At 66.9% G+C, this 15,133-nt stretch carries 14 protein-coding genes; 5 read left to right on the forward strand and 9 right to left on the reverse strand.

The window, feature by feature from the left end:
• Nucleotides 1-78: 78 nt before the first annotated feature.
• From U858_RS0115130 to U858_RS0115140, 3 genes are all read left to right on the forward strand, one after another.
• Nucleotides 79-759, forward strand: a complete 681-nt coding sequence (locus U858_RS0115130; protein WP_025137993.1) for a tetratricopeptide repeat protein — start codon at nt 79-81, stop codon at nt 757-759.
• 134 nt (nt 760-893) lie between these two features.
• Complete coding sequence (locus tag U858_RS0115135) at nt 894-1,403, forward strand: peptidylprolyl isomerase (protein WP_025137994.1); 510 nt, start codon at nt 894-896, stop codon at nt 1,401-1,403.
• Nucleotides 1,396-2,169: a UDP-2,3-diacylglucosamine diphosphatase gene (locus U858_RS0115140; RefSeq protein WP_025137995.1), complete on the forward strand. Its 774-nt coding sequence runs from the start codon at nt 1,396-1,398 to the stop codon at nt 2,167-2,169. The genes U858_RS0115135 and U858_RS0115140 overlap by 8 nt, the downstream gene beginning before the upstream one ends.
• A gap of 104 nt (nt 2,170-2,273) precedes the next feature.
• On the opposite strand, the gene U858_RS0115145 is transcribed toward U858_RS0115140, so the two are convergent.
• The 3 genes from U858_RS0115145 to U858_RS0115160 all read right to left on the reverse strand — a co-directional run bounded on the left by U858_RS0115145 (nt 2,274) and on the right by U858_RS0115160 (nt 5,751).
• Nucleotides 2,274-3,134: an undecaprenyl-diphosphate phosphatase gene (locus tag U858_RS0115145; protein WP_025137996.1), complete on the reverse strand. Its 861-nt coding sequence runs from the start codon at nt 3,132-3,134 to the stop codon at nt 2,274-2,276.
• Nucleotides 3,135-3,180: 46 nt separating this feature from the next.
• On the reverse strand, nt 3,181-4,764 hold the full coding sequence (locus U858_RS0115150; protein WP_025137997.1) for a TerC family protein: 1,584 nt from the start codon (nt 4,762-4,764) through the stop codon (nt 3,181-3,183).
• Nucleotides 4,765-4,965: 201 nt separating this feature from the next.
• Nucleotides 4,966-5,751 (reverse strand): inositol monophosphatase family protein, encoded by a 786-nt coding sequence (locus U858_RS0115160; protein WP_025137998.1) that lies wholly within the window; start codon nt 5,749-5,751, stop codon nt 4,966-4,968.
• 120 nt (nt 5,752-5,871) lie between these two features.
• Between U858_RS0115160 and U858_RS0115165 the strand changes: the two genes are divergently transcribed.
• Nucleotides 5,872-6,660 carry an RNA methyltransferase gene (locus tag U858_RS0115165; RefSeq protein WP_025137999.1) on the forward strand — a complete coding sequence of 263 codons (789 nt, stop codon included), beginning with the start codon at nt 5,872-5,874 and terminating at the stop codon, nt 6,658-6,660.
• A gap of 65 nt (nt 6,661-6,725) precedes the next feature.
• Here the strand turns inward: U858_RS0115165 and U858_RS0115170 are convergent, their stop codons facing one another.
• Nucleotides 6,726-7,715, reverse strand: coding sequence for a tripartite tricarboxylate transporter substrate binding protein (locus U858_RS0115170; RefSeq protein WP_025138000.1), 990 nt, complete (start codon nt 7,713-7,715; stop codon nt 6,726-6,728).
• A 162-nt stretch (nt 7,716-7,877) separates the two neighbouring features.
• Between U858_RS0115170 and U858_RS0115175 the strand changes: the two genes are divergently transcribed.
• Entirely contained in the window at nt 7,878-8,639 is a 762-nt protein-coding gene (locus U858_RS0115175; protein WP_025138001.1) for an IclR family transcriptional regulator, read from the forward strand.
• 144 nt (nt 8,640-8,783) lie between these two features.
• On the opposite strand, the gene U858_RS0115180 is transcribed toward U858_RS0115175, so the two are convergent.
• The 5 genes from U858_RS0115180 to U858_RS0115200 all read right to left on the reverse strand — a co-directional run bounded on the left by U858_RS0115180 (nt 8,784) and on the right by U858_RS0115200 (nt 14,912).
• Nucleotides 8,784-9,617, reverse strand: a complete 834-nt coding sequence (locus U858_RS0115180; RefSeq protein WP_025138002.1) for a mechanosensitive ion channel family protein — start codon at nt 9,615-9,617, stop codon at nt 8,784-8,786.
• 85 nt (nt 9,618-9,702) lie between these two features.
• Nucleotides 9,703-10,815, reverse strand: coding sequence for a DUF1513 domain-containing protein (locus U858_RS33725; protein WP_025138003.1), 1,113 nt, complete (start codon nt 10,813-10,815; stop codon nt 9,703-9,705).
• 163 nt (nt 10,816-10,978) lie between these two features.
• A complete protein-coding gene (locus tag U858_RS0115190) occupies nt 10,979-12,100 on the reverse strand; it encodes an imelysin family protein (protein ID WP_051593581.1) in 1,122 nt (373 codons plus the stop codon).
• Nucleotides 12,100-13,617 carry a di-heme oxidoredictase family protein gene (locus U858_RS0115195; protein WP_025138005.1) on the reverse strand — a complete coding sequence of 506 codons (1,518 nt, stop codon included), beginning with the start codon at nt 13,615-13,617 and terminating at the stop codon, nt 12,100-12,102. Before U858_RS0115195 ends, U858_RS0115190 begins: the two co-directional genes overlap by 1 nt.
• Entirely contained in the window at nt 13,614-14,912 is a 1,299-nt protein-coding gene (locus U858_RS0115200; RefSeq protein WP_025138006.1) for an imelysin family protein, read from the reverse strand. The genes U858_RS0115195 and U858_RS0115200 overlap by 4 nt, the downstream gene beginning before the upstream one ends.
• Between the last annotated feature and the right edge of the window lie 221 nt (nt 14,913-15,133).

Below are 15,133 nucleotides of genomic sequence, written 5' to 3' on the forward strand. Positions count from 1 at the left end.
TGGCGGTCGTCAAGTATAGCAAGCGGCCCGGTCGCGCGCGTAAGCGCGCGCCAGCCACGACTTTTAACGGATGCCCACGTGACTATCAAGCCGCGTTTTTGCGTCACCCTGCTCGCACTGGCCCTGGCCGGCGCGCCGGCTGCCGGCGCCTTTGCCCAATCCATGGGCGGCTCGGGGCAAAACCCGAACGCCAACCGCACCACGCTGGACCCCATTCCGCCTGAAGGCGGCTGGGAAGGCCTGGCCAATGTGCTCAAGTCCGTGCAGCCCAGCGTGGACACCCGGCTGCAGCCCAGTGCCTCGCAGATCACCAACCACATCGAACGCCTGCTGAACCACGGCGACAACGCCGAGGCGCTCGAGATGATCGAAAAGCGCGAGGCCCAGATCAAGGACCAGCGCGGCACCGACGTGCAGTTGATGTTCCAGCACGCGCGCGCGCTGGCCGCCCTGGACCGCAAGGCCGAAGCCATCGACATCTACACCGAGATGACGACCCGTTTCCCGGAACTGCCGGAACCTTGGAACAACCTGGCCGCTCTATATGCCAGCCGGGGCGAACTTGAAAAAGCACAAGACGCCCTGCAACAGGCCTTGCGCGCCGACCCGGGCTACGCCGCCGCGCGCGCCAACCTGGGCGACCTGCAATTGCTGCAGGCGTTGCGCACCTACAAGCAGGCCGCCAAGGAAGGCGTGCCGGGCATGCAGGACAAGGCTCGCGAAGTCGAAACCATGCTGAAGGATAGGCAACACAAATGATGTCCCGCTATTCCCCTCTCCACCTGCTGCGCCTGACGGCGTGCTCGTTCGCGCTGGCCGCCTTTGCCCCAGCGCTCGTCAGCGCCGCGCCTGCGGCCGCCCCCTCAACCTCTCCCTCTGAAGGCACAAAAGCCATGAGCACCAATCCCCGCGTCAAGCTTCACACCAACCAAGGCGACATGGTCATCACCCTGGACGCCGCCAAGGCGCCCAAGACCGTCGAAAACTTCCTGACCTACGTCAAGGAAGGCTTCTACAACGGCACGGTGTTCCATCGCGTGATCGACGGCTTCATGATCCAGGGCGGCGGTTTCGAACCCGGCATGAAGCAGAAGCAGACCCACGCCCCGATCGAAAACGAGGCCAACAACGGCCTGAAGAACGACAAGTACACCCTGGCGATGGCCCGCACCAGCGACCCGCACTCGGCGACCGCCCAGTTCTTCATCAACGTGTCCAACAACGACTTCCTGAACTTCACCGCGCCCACGCCCAATGGCTGGGGCTACGCCGTGTTCGGCAGCATCACCGAAGGCACCGACGTGGTCGACAAGATCAAGGGCGTGAAGACCGGCAACAAGGGCTTCCACCAGAACGTCCCCAACGAAGACGTGATCATCGAGAAGGCCGAAGTTCTTGAATAAGCTTGCCCTGGCCGGCCCGATCTGGCTGGCATCCGACCTGCACCTGGGGCCGGCAACGCCGGCCACCTCGGAGGCCTTCCTGGCCTTCCTGCAGGCCGCCGAAGAAGAAGCTGCCGCCCTGCTGCTGCCGGGCGACATCTTCGATGCCTGGATCGGCGACGACGTGATCCGCGCCGCGCCGCCGTGGCTGGCCACGGTGCTCAAGGCGCTGCAGGCCACAGCGGCGCGCATTCCGGTCTGGCTGGGCCGCGGCAACCGCGACTTCCTGATCGGCGAGGAACTGGCCGCCGCCGTGGGCGCCAAGCTGCTGCCCGAACCGGCGCTGCTGCAGACCGACTACGGCAACGTGCTGCTGACGCACGGCGACGAATTCTGTACCGACGACGCCGCGTACCAGCAGTTCCGCCAGATGGTCCGCAACCCCCAGTGGCAGGCTGAATTCCTGTCCAAGACCATTCCCGAGCGCCTGGCCATGGCGCAGCAGGCCCGCGGCGAAAGCCAGGCCGCCAACCAGGCCAAGTCGATGGAAATCATGGACGTGAATGCCGGTGCCATCGCGCAGGTCTTCCGCGACTCGGGCGTCAGCGTGCTGGTGCATGGGCATACCCATAGCCCCGCCCGCCACGTGCTTGACGTCGACGGCAAGAAGCGCGAACGCTGGGTACTGCCCGACTGGGACTGCGACCACGTGTCGCCGCCCCGCGGCGGCTGGCTGGTCATCGACCAGGACGGCCTGCAGTTCTACGATCTTGACATCGAAGCGTAGGCCTGGGGCCCGCCCCCGCCACGCTCCATGAAAATGGGCCGCGTCATGTGACGCGGCCCATTTTTTTACCTGCGCGCGGGGCCAGCGCCCCGCGCCAGGCGGCATCAGAGGAAGATCCAGGCCGCCACGATGGCGCCGAACACGATGCGATACCAGGCGAACACGCGGTAGGTGTGGTTGGCCACGAAGCGCAGCACCGCCCGCACCACCACGATGGCGCTCAGGAAGGCCGCCACGAAGCCCACAGCGATGCCGGACAGGTCGTGCTGGGTGAGCAGGTCCATGTTCTTGTACATGTCGTACACGGCCGCGCCCAGCATCGTGGGCATGGCCAGGAAGAACGAGAACTCGGTGGCCGTCTTGCGCTGAATGCCCGCGATCATGCCGCCGATGATGGTGGCGCCGGACCGCGAGGTGCCGGGGATCATGGCCAGGCATTGGGCCACGCCCACGCCCAGCGCCTGCTTCCAGGTGATCTGTTCCAGCGTGCGGGCGGTGGCGTGTTCGTCGGACGCGGTGTCGTCCGCGGCGCCGGGCACGTCGCCCGGCGTGTGGCGGGTACGGCGCTCGACATACAGCATGATCAGGCCGCCCAGCACCAGGGTCACCACCACCACGCTCGGGTGGTAGAACACCTGCTTGATCGACTTGATGAAGATGGCGCCGATGACGGCGGCCGGCAGGAAGGCGATGATCAGGTTGCGGGCGAAGGCGACCTCGCTGGGCACCCCGGTGAGCGTGCCGCGGATCAGCTGCATCAGGCGGGCCCGGAAGATCCACATCACGGCCAGGATGGAACCGAGCTGGATCACGACTTCAAACACCTTGCCCTGGCTGGATTCGAAATTGATCCAGTCGCCGATCAGGATCAGGTGGCCCGTGCTGGACACGGGGATGAATTCCGTCAGGCCTTCGACGATGCCCAGGATGAAGGCCTTGATCAGGTAGAGCGTGGAATCGGTCACGATGGCGGGTTCCAGGTAGATGAGGTCGGGTCCGGGGTTGGCGGCGCTAGTCGTTGGTCAGCGACGCGTCTTCGTCCAGCAGTTCGGGCGCGCGCTTTTCAACGCGCACCAGGGCAATGCGGCGGCCATCCATTTCCAGGACTTCGAAGCGGAAATGGTCGTGGTGGATCTCGTATTCGCAGACATCGCCCGGCTTGGGCAGATGGCCGAAACGCGACAGCAGGTAGCCGGCCAGCGTGGAGAAATCCTGGGCGTCGTCGACCAGGCCTTCGGTTTCCAGCACTTGTTCGACATGGTGCAGGTCGGCCGCGCCGTCGATCTTCCAGATGTTGGGGCCGTCGGCGACGATGTCGGGCAGTTCGTCTTCGTCGGGGAATTCACCGGCGATGGCTTCGAACACGTCGATCGGGGTCACCAGGCCTTCGATGGCGCCGAACTCGTCGGCCACCAGCACCAGCTGGCCACGCGAGCGCTTGAGCGTGTCCATCAGGCGCAGGATGCCGATGGCCTCGTGCACGATGATCGGATCGCGCAGGCGGTTGCGGCGCACGCGGCCTTCGGTGATCAGGTCGGCCACCAGGTCCTTGGCGCGGGCGATGCCCAGCACTTCGTCGAGCGAACCGCGGCAGACCGGAAAGAAGCTGTGTGGCGCCTCGGTGATCTGGCGCCGGATGGTGTCGGGATCATCGTCGATGTTGATCCACGACACGTCGGTGCGCGGCGTCATGATCGAACGAATGGAACGTTCGGCCAGCGTCAGCACGCCGCTGACCATGTTGCGCTCTTCGACGCCAAAGGCCGGCATGGCCGGGCCGTCGGCGCTGGGCAGGTCGGGTTCTTCGGCGGGCGGACGCTTGCCCAGCATGCGCAGCACGGCGGACGCAGTGCGTTCGCGCATGGGGCGGCGGGCGTCCAGCTTGAGCAGGTTGCGGCGCGCGACCTGGTTGAGCGACTCGATGGCGACCGAGAAGCCGATGGCGGCGTACAGGTAGCCCTTGGGCACCTTGAAGCCGAAGGCCTCGGCCAGCAGCGAAAAGCCGATCATCAGCAAGAAGCCCAGGCACAGCACGACCACCGTGGGGTGGGCGTTGACAAAGCGCGTGAGCGGCTTGGACGCCAGCAGCATGATGCCGATGGCGATGACCACGGCAATCATCATGATGGCCAGGTGATCGACCATGCCCACCGCGGTGATGACCGAGTCCAGCGAGAACACGGCGTCGAGCACCACGATCTGCGTCACGATGACCCAGAAGCTGGCGTACACGCGCGGCCCCGATGAGCCGCCATGCTGGCCGCCTTCGAGGCGTTCGTGCAGTTCCATCGTGCCTTTGAACAGCAGGAAGAAGCCGCCGACCATGAGGATCAGGTCCCGCCCCGATGGCGAGAAGGGTCCGACGGCAAACAGGGGGGTGGTCAGGGTGACCAGATACGACATGACCGACAAGAGGCCAAGCCGCATGACGAGCGCCAGGCTGAGGCCCAAGATGCGCGCACGGTCGCGTTGCGACGGGGGCAGCTTGTCCGCCAGGATGGCGATGAAAATCAGGTTATCAATTCCCAGGACGATCTCAAGGACGACCAGGGTAAGCAAGCCGACCCACGCAGCGGGGTCCAGCAGCCACTCCATCAGGAGCTCCAGAAGTTATGCGACCGGTAATCGTACATGGAAAATCCGTGACACGCCGGTGACACGCCTCGTCCGCACGCCCTACGGCCGCGGGTTACGGGGCGATGAGACGCCTGGACGAGGCCATGAAAAAACCGGCCGCGACGGGCCGGTGATCGATGCCGTGCCCGGCGGCCATGGCCGCCGGTTCATGCGGCAGGCTCAGGCCGCCGGGGCCGGATTCAGGGCCGACAGCATCTGCGTGAAGATCTTGGGGCTGGCGGCCAGCACGTTGCCGGAATCCATCCAGCCCTGCTCTCCGTCGAAGTCGGCGACCAGGCCGCCGGCTTCCAGCACCATCAGGCTGCCCGCCGCCAGGTCCCAGGGCTTCAGGCCGACGCCGCAGAAGCCGTCCAGGCGGCCGCAGGCCACGTAGGCCAGATCCAACACGGTGGCGCCCAGGCGGCGCACGCCGGTACTGCCTTCGGCCATGTTGCGGAAACGGGCCGAGCCTTGTTCCGGATCGCCGGAATTGGGCCAGTGCGCGCCCAGCAGGGCCTCGTGGTAGCGGGAGCGGCCCGACACGCGCACGCGGCGGTCGTTCAGGAACGTGCCGCTGCCACGGCTGGCCGTGAACAGTTCGTTGCGCGACGGATCATAGATGACCGCCTGCGTGACCTGGCCGCGCTGCGTCAGCGCGATCGACACGGCGTAGTTGGGCAGGCCGTGGATGAAGTTGGTCGTGCCGTCCAGGGGATCGATGATCCATTGGAATTCGGCCTGGTCGGGGCCCTGCAAGCCGAATTCCTCGCCCAGGACAGCGTGATCCGGGTAAGCGGCGTGCAGCGTCTCGACGATGGACTCCTCGGCGGCGCGATCGACTTCCGTGACATAATCGCGCGGCCCCTTGCGAGCCACGCTGAGTCGTTCCAAATCCATGCTGGCACGGTTGATAATGGTGCCGGCACGCCGGGCCGCCTTGATGGCGATGTTGAGCATCGGGTGCATAAAATTCCGTACGTATGCGGTGAACAGGCCGCTAGCCGCCCCCCCGGGCCGGCCGTTGTCCCCATAGGGGAAATCGACCCAAAAAACCAGGAAGGCACTAAGCCAAACGTGCCATTTTAAATGACTCAAGCATTTTCACGCGTTCGGTTCATTATGGTGAACCCCAGCCACCCCGGAAACGTCGGTTCGGCGGCCCGTGCAATCAAGACCATGGGCTTCTCCGAATTGGTCCTGGTGGGCCCGAAATTCGCCGATGTGACCACCCAGCCGGAAGCCGTGGCGCTGGCCAGCGGCGCCCTGGACGTGCTGGAAAACGCCCGTATCCACGACACCCTGGAAGAAGCCCTGGCGCCGGTCACCCTGGCCTTCGCCCTGACCGCCCGGGTGCGCGACCTGGGTCCCCCGCCCTGCGACATCCGCCAGGCGGCCGATCTGGCCTGCGCCCACCTCGCCGAGACGGCCGAAGGCTGCACCGCCATCGTGCTGGGCACCGAGCGCGCCGGGCTCACCAATGAGCAGATCGGGCTGTGCCACCGCATCTGCCACATCCCGGCCAACCCCGAATACAGCTCGCTGAACGTGGCCCAGGCGCTGCAACTGGCCGCCTGGGAACTGCGCTACGCCCTGCTGGTGGACCAGGGCGCCGCCCTGCTGCCGACCTCGACCGCGCAAGAGCCGTCGCGCGGCGCCCAGCCGGCCTCCGGCGAGGCCGTACAGGCATTCCTGGCCCACTGGGAAGAAGCGCTGGTGGGCGTGCAGTTCCTGGACCCGGCCCATCCCAAGAAGCTGATGCCGCGCATGCGGCACCTTTTTTCGCGCGTGGGCCTGACCCGCGACGAAGTCGACATGCTGCGCGGCGTCTGCACCGCCATGCTGGCCACCGCCCGGGGCGAGCGCACAAAAAAATAGGGACGGGCATCGCCCGTCCCTGCGCATCGGCTGCGGGCGGCTGACCGCCCGCGGCACGAAGAAGATCAGTCCACCGTGGCGCCCGAGGCCTTGACCACCGGGGCCCAGCCTTCCACTTCCGACTTGATGAACTGGCCGAATTCGGCCGGCGTGGTCTTCACGCCCACGGCGCCCAGCTTTTCGAAGCTGAGCTGCACTTCGGGCTTGTCCAGCGCCTTGACCATGGCGGCGTTCAGCTTGTTGACCACGTCGGGCGGCGTGCCGGCCGGCGCGATCAGGCCGAACCACGACGACACGTCGAAGTTGGCGAAACCGGCTTCCTTCATGGTGGGCACGTCCGGCGCGCTCTTGGAGCGCTCGCTCGTGGTCACCGCCAGGGCGCGCAGCTTGCCCGATTGCGCGTGCGGCCAGGCCGACGGCATGTTGTCGAACATGAACTGCACCTGGCCGCCGATCAGGTCGGTGATGGCCGGGGCGCTGCCCTTGTACGGCACGTGCAGCACGTCGATGCCGGCCTGCATCTTGAACAGTTCGCCCGCCATGTGGATGGACGTGCCGCTACCCGACGAGGCGAACGCCAGCTTGCCAGGGTTCTTCTTGGCGTAGGCCACCAGTTCCTGCACCGTCTTGACCGGCACCTGGGGGTTGACGACCAGGATGTTCGGCACCTTGGCGCCCAGCGCCACGGGGGTGAAGTCCTTTGTCAGGTCGAACGTGACGTTCTTGTACAGCGTCTGGTTGATGGCGCTGGTGACCGCCACGAACAGCAGCGTGTAGCCGTCCGGCGCGGCGCGCTGCACCTGGTCGGTGGCGATGTTGCTGCCGGCGCCCGGCTTGTTTTCGACCACGAACGATTGGCCCAGGGCTTCGGTGAGCTCCTTGGCCATGATGCGGGCGATCACGTCAGTGGTGCCGCCGGCGGAAAAGCCGACCACGATGCGGACAGGTTTGTCGGGGTAGGCAGCCTGGGCAGAACCCATTGCGAAAGCGCTGGCGGCGGTAGCCAGCAGCGTGGCGGCAACGCGCCGCAGACCAGGCTTTTGACCGGTAATCATAGAGTCTCCGTGCAGATACTGTCCATTAGATGGACGTTTTGAATTATTGGATGACGCATTTTGATCTATACACGAGCGAGGCATCAAGGTAGAGTCCACGCTACGGACTATGGTTTTCCCTTGACCGTTCCGCAATAACCCCCCAAGTTTTCAGAGAGTTGCATGCAAGACAGCGATGCCGCGGCCGCAGGCCCACGCACATTGCGGCGCGGATTGGCCGTTCTGGCCGCCCTACGGGACCAAGGGCCCGACGGGCTCAGCGTGACTGATATCGCCCGGCTCACGGGCATACAGCGTCCCACCATCTACCGGCTGCTGGCCGCCCTGCTCGATGCGGGCCTGGTGCTGCCTGTCACGGGCACCAAGAAATACCGTGCCCAGCTGGCGGTGGACCCCGACACCCGTTCCCGCGATCCGCGGGTGCGCCAATTGCTGCCCGTGCTGCGCCGACTGGCCGACCGGACCGGCGACGCGGTATTTCTGGTGGTGCGCGACGACGACGATTCCATCAGCCTGCACCGCGAAATCGGCAGCTACCCGGTGCAGATCCTGGCCACCTACGCCGGCAAGCGCCAGCCGCTGGGCGTGGGATCGGGCGGCATGGCGCTGTTGGCCGCCCTGCCCGACGACGTTGCCCGCGGCATCGTCGAGCGCAATTCCAGCCGGTTGGACGAATACGGCGGCATGACGCCGCAGGAAATGTTCCGCCTGATCGAAAACACCCGTGCACGCGGCTATTCGGTGGTGGGCAACCACGCCGTGCGCGGCGCGCTGGGCGTGGGCTGCGCGCTGCTCGATGCGCAAGGCGCGCCGCTGCTCGCAGTCAGCGTCACGGCCATCATCGACCGCATGCCGGCGCAGCGCCAGCGCGAAATCGCGGGGTGGATCAAGGGCGAACTGGCGCGGCTGGCCGTGCAGGCCTGACGCCTGCCTTGGACGGCGGCGCACCTTTGCTGATCCGACGGTCGGCCACTGGCCGGCCACGCTAGCCTGGCCGCCAGCGCTGAACCCCACAAAAAAAAGGGCGTCCGTGCCAGCACGGACGCCCTTTCTGTTTGCGCGGACCGTTCAGGTCGGCGCGCCGGTCTTGGGGTTCTGGATCTCGCGCAGCGGGATCGGCGCCTGGAAGCCGGCGGCTTCGAGCGAGCTGCGGATTTCCTGGTACAGGCCCCAGCGCAGGTCCCAGTACTTGCCCGCTTCGGCCCACACGCGCACGTTCACGACCACGCCGTTTTCCTTGTAGTCGACCACCTTCACCAACGGCTTCGGGTCCTTCAGCGCGTTGGCATTGGCATCGACGATGCCTTGCAGCTTGGCCAGCACGGCGTTCAGGTCGTCGCCATAGCGCACCGGCACGGGGATATCCAGGCGGCGCGTCTTGTTGCGGCTGTAGTTGGTGATGGTGGCATTCCAGACCGTGCTGTTGGGCAGGGTCAGGTGGATGCCGTCGACCTGGACGAGGCGCGTCAGGAACAGGCCGACTTCTTCGACCGTGCCCTCGGCACCCGTGCTCAAGCCCACGTATTCGCCCGCGCGCACCGGGCGCAGGATCAGCAGCATGATGCCGGCCGCGATGTTCTGCAGCGTGCCTTGCAGCGCCAGGCCGACGGCCAGGCCGGCGGCGCCCAGCACCGCGATCAGGCTGGCGGTCTGCACCCCGAAGCGCGCCAGCACCGCGATGAGCGTGAAGATGCGCACCGTCCAGACCACCGTGCTGTAGAACATGGGCACGATCGTCGGATCGATCTTGCTGGAACGCGTGGCGATGCGCCGTACCCAGCGGCCGAGCAGCGCCGACACCCACCAGCCGATCACCAGGATCAGCAAGGCCACCAGCAGATTGATGCCCAGGTCCACCAGCCTGGGGGCCCAGGCGTTGAATTCCTTCAAGGCGTCTTCCATTGTTATTGCTCCCTCTTGCAAAAAGACAGCCGAAAACTTTATCAGATGCGGCTTGCAGGCAGGGCAGGATGACGACGCCGGTGTGTCAAGCTTTGTAAGGATTCGATCCGCGCGTGGCGCCGGCGACCTTGCGGAAGTGGTTGTCCCAGGCCCGCTCGCGCGAAGGCGGCAACAGCGGATGTTCCGCACCCGCGGCGTCGGTGCGCAGCATGGCGCCCAGGCCGCTGCTGATGAGAAAGCCCGCTTCTTGTGCGGGCGCCACCCCGCAGCCGTCGGCCAGGCGCGTCAGCCCCAGGCTGCGGCCGCTGTCTGCATCCCAATACAGCACCTGTCCGCCCACCGGGCTGGATGTCGCCACCACCTTGCCGGCGGCGTCCACCGTCACCGACCCCACGTAGTTGCGCATGTCGCGAAGCGCCTGCGCGGGTCCGGCGAACAGTTCCAACGCGGCGCCGCGGCGGTGGCGGCCGACCAGCGCGGGGCGGTCGCCGGCCGGCCCCATGTACTGGCAGCCGAACCACACGCTGCCGTCGGCCGCCAGCGCCAGATGGCGGATCGACAGGCGGTGCAGCTCGGGCGCCAATTCGACCCGTTCGAGCAGGCGCCCGCTGGCCGCGTCGATATATGCCAGCGACGGGCGCATGGTGTCCAGGTTCAGTTCCAGCTTGCCGTAGTCGGGATGCGTCAGGATGCCGCCGTTGGCCACGCACAGCGTCTTGCCGTCAGGCATCAATACGACTTCGTGCGGGCCGATGCCGCCGCTGTCGAATTCGCCGACGCGGCGGTAGTGGCCGCCCGGCGTGGCATCGTAGAGGCCCAGCACGCCGCGGCCGCCATCGAAGTCATTCTCGGTGGCCGCCAGCAGCCGGGCCCCGTCGAAATAGGCGCCGTGGCCAAAGAAATGGCGGTCGTCGGGCAACGGCAGTTCCACCGGTGCGCGCTCGCCGCGCAGGTCGAAACCCAGCGCAAAAAAGCCCGGCTGGCGGCCGAACACCACGGCGCGTTCGCCGGCCGGATCGATGGCAAAGCTGTGGCCGCGCGCGGGCATCGGCAGCACGCGGTGGTCCTGGCCGGTGGCGTCCAGCACCACCGCTTCGTCGCGTCCGCCGCGTTGGCGCGCCGTGACGTAAAGCGCAGCGTCGCCCGGCGATGGCGCGGCCTGCGCGCCTCCCGGCCAAGCCAGGCCGGCACCGACCATGCCGGCCGCTGCAGCACTGAGTGTTCCACCGGATGTTCCACCCAGGGCCACGCTCAATCGCACGCCCAGGGCGCTTGCCGCCGCGCGCGCCAGGAAATCACGGCGAGTCGGCTGCGCGGACGGCTGGCCGCTCGCCCGCCCTGCCCCGCGTGCCGAGGAACGATCAGTCGCCATCGAGCGCGTTGAAGCCGATGGTGACACCCAGCGCGGGCGCCAGGTCCTGGTCGACGATGGCCTTGCCGTTCTTCAAGGTCAGCGCGGCCAGCTCCAGTTGCCGACGCCCGTCGGCGTCAGCCAATGCCGCGTCCAGCGGCGCGGGCACCTCGCGCAGCGTCGCCGCCGCGCTGGCCAATTCACCCAGCACCGATCCCGCCATCCATTCGCCACCCTTGGGCAGCACATAGCCGCCCGCGGTGTAGAACGCCGCCAGGCCGTCCAGGTTGGCGGCCAGCGTGCGCGTGGTCAGGCCGCTGCGCCAGAAGGCGGCGCGCTTGGGCCGCGCGTTGGCGGCTGAATCGCCCAGCACCGGCAGGATCTTCACGTCGCGCGCGAACTGCAAGCCCGTGGACAGCGCCTTCATCGCTTCGGCCGCCACTTCCTGCGGATCGCGGTAGAGGTCGTTGCCAGCCTGCGGCCGCGCGAACTGGCGACCGAAATCGCCCTGCGCGCTCCAGGCCTGGGCCACGTCCCGCGACATGGCGGCCACGTTGGCCGACACCGCCACGGCGTAGCCGCAGGCGTAAGGGAATGTCGGCGTGCCGGGCTGCGTGGCGCCCGCCTGCTTGAGCAGCGCGGGTTCGCCATACAGCACGTATTCCAGCGCCGGCAAACCTTGCACGGCCACGCTGCGGCCGGCCAGCGCGCCGGGCTTGAGCAACTCGGCGTCCTGCGCGGCGATCAACGCCTGCACCTGCTTGGGCATCACGCCACGGGTGTCCGGCCAGAACGCCAGGCGTTCAAAGCGGTTCGCCTGCACCAGCGGCCCGAAGCGCAGGAACTCGATGCGTGCCCACGCCTGCGCCAACCCGGCGAACGCGTCTTCGACGCGCTTGGCGCCCGCCGCGTCCGGCTTGCTGCACCAGGGGCCCAGCGCACCTTCCAGCGCGCCGGCGGCCTCGGCCATGGCGGCCACCGCTGGCCGGGCGTAGTCCTGCGCCAGGCGTTCGCCCAGGTCCGCAGGCAGTTCGGCGCGGACCGCCAGCGGCCAGGCCGACGTCCCGGCCAGCAACACCACGGCCAGTGCGGCCTTGGCTGGCAAGATCCGACGCACAACAAGGGATGCCATCACAGCGACTCCAGGAAACGAATGAGATCGGCGCGTTCTTCAGGCGTCATCGCCACGACGCGATCGCGCGCGGGCTGGCCCGCACCGCCGTGCCACAACACGGCTTCGAGCAGCGTGCGGGCGCGGCCGTCGTGCAGCCAGGTGGCGGTCGGGTTCACGGTCTTGGTCAGGCCGATGCCCCACAGCGGCGGCGTGCGCCATTCGCGGCCCGTGGCCTCGCCGTCGGCGACGCCGTCGGCCAGGTCGTCGCCCATGTCATGCACCAGCATGTCGGTGTAGGGCCAGATCAGCTGGAAGCGGTGTTCGGCCTGCTTGGCGTTGCGGCTGGTGACGTACTTGGGCACGTGGCAGGCCACGCAGTTGGCCTCGTAGAACAGCTTCTTGCCTGCCAGCACGCGGGCATCGTCGGCGTCGCGCCGCTGCGGCACGGCCAGGTTGGTGGAATAGACGGTGACGAAGTCCATCAGCTTGGCCGGCACTTCCTCGGGCCCGAAACGCGGCTGCGCGCCATGCGGCATCTTCAGGCACTGCGTCTGAGCCGGCGTACAGTCGCCGTAGTGGTTGGGGAACATGGGCGTGGACAGCCCCATGTCGTTGGAAAAGGCGGCAGCGCTCTGCTGTTCGACCGTGGGCTGGCCGGCCTTCAAATTGAAGCGGCCCAGCACCCGCGCGCCGGTGCGCACGTCGGTAACCCAGTTGGGCTTGCCCACGATACCGTCGCGCTTGTCTGCGCCGACGTTGGCCAGGATGTCCGATTCGTGGATGGATTCCAGCAGCCCCAGGCCGATCATCGGCGGCGCCAGGCGTGGCGAGATCTGCGTGTCTTTGCGCATGGGGCCGTAGCCCGGGTTTTCGATGCGATACACGGGCTGCATCAGCGTGGCGGTTTCGCCGCCATTGAGCGCGACGGTGACCGGCGTGTATTCGATCTCCATGCGGCCTTCGGCGGGCAGGCCCGCCACCGCGAAGTTCTGCAACTGCACGCCGTAGACCGGCTCGGGCAGCATAGCCAGTTCACCCGGCGCCAGCTTGGGATGGCCGCGGTCCGGGCCTTGCGGCACGGCCAGGCGCAGCAGCAATGCAACGGCATCGGGGCGTTCGAGGGGATCGAAACCCGGCACCGAGCCGCGCCCGTCCTTGGTGTGACAGGCCTGGCACGACCGCGCATTGAACAGCGGCCCCAGGCCATCGGACGCCTGCGTGGACGCGGGCGCCGAGACCCAGTCCTTGCGGAACAGGCCATTGCCGACCTGGAATTCCTGGCGGCGTTCGAAGCTCATGTTGGCCGACGGCTGCGAGAAGATGTCGGCGTTGATGAGCTTGTTGGTGGTGGTGGCGCCCGCCTGCATGGTCTCGAAGGTCTCGGCCTTGGAGAAGTCACGCGTGGGCGCGGTAATGGCGAGGACGCGTTTGAGGTCTTCGGCAGTCAGGTCATCGCGCCCGGCGGGCGCGGGGGGAGCGGCGGCGGCGCCGGCATGGGCCGACGCCGCCAGTACGGCGGCGAATACGAGCTTCACTTGAATACGGCGTCGGGTTTATCCAGGCTGTCGGAACCTTCGATGGCGACCTTGCCCAGGTCCAGCAACGTGATCACACGTTCCAGGCTGCGGGTCTGGTCGACCAGGCGGTCGATGGCGGCCTGCACCACGGCGTTGCCTTCCTTGTTGCCGTCCGCGATCATCTGGTCGTAGGTCTCGACCGTTTCGGCGCGTACCTTGAGCGCCTGCATGGCGGCCACGGTGGCGTCCAGCTTGGCGCGCACTTCGACGTCCAGCTTGGGATCGCGCGCCTTCACCAGTTCGGACAGGCTGGCGCCCTCCACGGTCTTGCCGTCGATGCGCGTGTACGAACCCAGGTAGACATTGCGGATGCCGATCTGGTCGTAGAAGTGCGAATTGTGGGTGTTGTCGGAGAAGCAGTCGTGCTCTTCTTCGGGATCGTGCAGCATCAGGCCCAGCTTCATGCGTTCGCCGGCCAGTTCGCCGTACGACAGGCTGCCCAGGCCGGTCAGCATCGCGATCAGGCCGGCCTTGGGGTCTTCTTCGACCGCCTTGCGCGCGGCGCCGTCCTTTTTCCAGTTGCCCACCATTTCTTCCAGGTCGGTCACCAGCAGGTCGGTGACAGCCTTCAGGAATTCGATGCGGCGTTCGCAGTGGCCGCCGGTGCACTGCTTGGGATCGAAATCGGTGTGCGGGCGGTTGCCGGCATGGCGCTCTTGCGGCGTGCCCTTGCGGTCGGCCGGCGCGGGGCCGGTGCCGTTCAGGTCCTGGCCCCACAGCAGGAATTCGATGGCGTGGTAGCCGGTGGCCACGTTGGCTTCGTTGCCGTCGGCTTCGTGCAGCACTTCGGACAGCAGTTGCGGCGTGATCTTGCTGACGTCGACGGTCTTGCCGCCCACCGAGATCTTGGAATTGGCGATGACGTTGACGGCGTAGTAGGCGTTCTCGTCGTTTTCGGTGCCGTAGGACGCATCGACGTAGTCGATCAGGCCTTCGTCCAGCGGCCAGGCGTTCACGCGGCCTTCCCAGTCGTCGACGATGGGGTTGCCGAAGCGGTACGCCTCGGTCTGCTGGTAGGGCACGCGCGCGGCCAGCCAGGCATCGCGGGCGGCCTTGAGCGTCTGCTCGCTGGGCTTGGCGACCAGGACATTGATGGCGTCGCGCAGCGTCTTGGCAGCGGTCAGCGAATCTTCGTAGCCGGCCAGCGCCAGGTCCGAATACGTGGTGACCACGGCCTTGGGCTGCACTGCGGCGTGCGCCGTTCCCCCGAACACCGCGGCCGCCAGCACCGCTCCCAACAACAACTTGCGCATCGACTTTCTCCCGTAACGCGAATGGGGTTCCGCCCCGCGGCGGCCCCATTCAACCTTGAATTTTGTGGATGCGAGTGTAAACAATTTTCGTTTGATGTTCAGCGAAAAGTCAGATACCTGACATTTCGCCGAATGAATCCGCCACGATTTTCCGGTCTTCAGACGAAAAAAAGCCCGGAATCCGGGCCCTGTCGCGCAGCCGGGGCCAGGCCTGGCCCCGG

It is taken from the genome of Achromobacter sp. DH1f, assembly GCF_000633435.1.
GTDB lineage: Bacteria > Pseudomonadota > Gammaproteobacteria > Burkholderiales > Burkholderiaceae_B > Achromobacter > Achromobacter deleyi.

Coding starts and splice junctions, on each gene's coding strand:
- U858_RS0115150 (WP_025137997.1), bottom strand. CDS start 4,764: ATGGAGTGGCTGCTGGACCCCGCTGCGTGGGTCGGCTTGCTTACCCTG.
- U858_RS0115135 (WP_025137994.1), top strand. CDS start 894: ATGAGCACCAATCCCCGCGTCAAGCTTCACACCAACCAAGGCGACATG.
- U858_RS0115180 (WP_025138002.1), bottom strand. CDS start 9,617: ATGGAAGACGCCTTGAAGGAATTCAACGCCTGGGCCCCCAGGCTGGTG.
- U858_RS0115160 (WP_025137998.1), bottom strand. CDS start 5,751: ATGCACCCGATGCTCAACATCGCCATCAAGGCGGCCCGGCGTGCCGGC.
- U858_RS0115190 (WP_051593581.1), bottom strand. CDS start 12,100: ATGGCATCCCTTGTTGTGCGTCGGATCTTGCCAGCCAAGGCCGCACTG.
- U858_RS0115175 (WP_025138001.1), top strand. CDS start 7,878: ATGCAAGACAGCGATGCCGCGGCCGCAGGCCCACGCACATTGCGGCGC.
- U858_RS33725 (WP_025138003.1), bottom strand. CDS start 10,815: ATGGTCGGTGCCGGCCTGGCTTGGCCGGGAGGCGCGCAGGCCGCGCCA.
- U858_RS0115200 (WP_025138006.1), bottom strand. CDS start 14,912: ATGCGCAAGTTGTTGTTGGGAGCGGTGCTGGCGGCCGCGGTGTTCGGG.
- U858_RS0115165 (WP_025137999.1), top strand. CDS start 5,872: ATGACTCAAGCATTTTCACGCGTTCGGTTCATTATGGTGAACCCCAGC.
- U858_RS0115170 (WP_025138000.1), bottom strand. CDS start 7,715: ATGATTACCGGTCAAAAGCCTGGTCTGCGGCGCGTTGCCGCCACGCTG.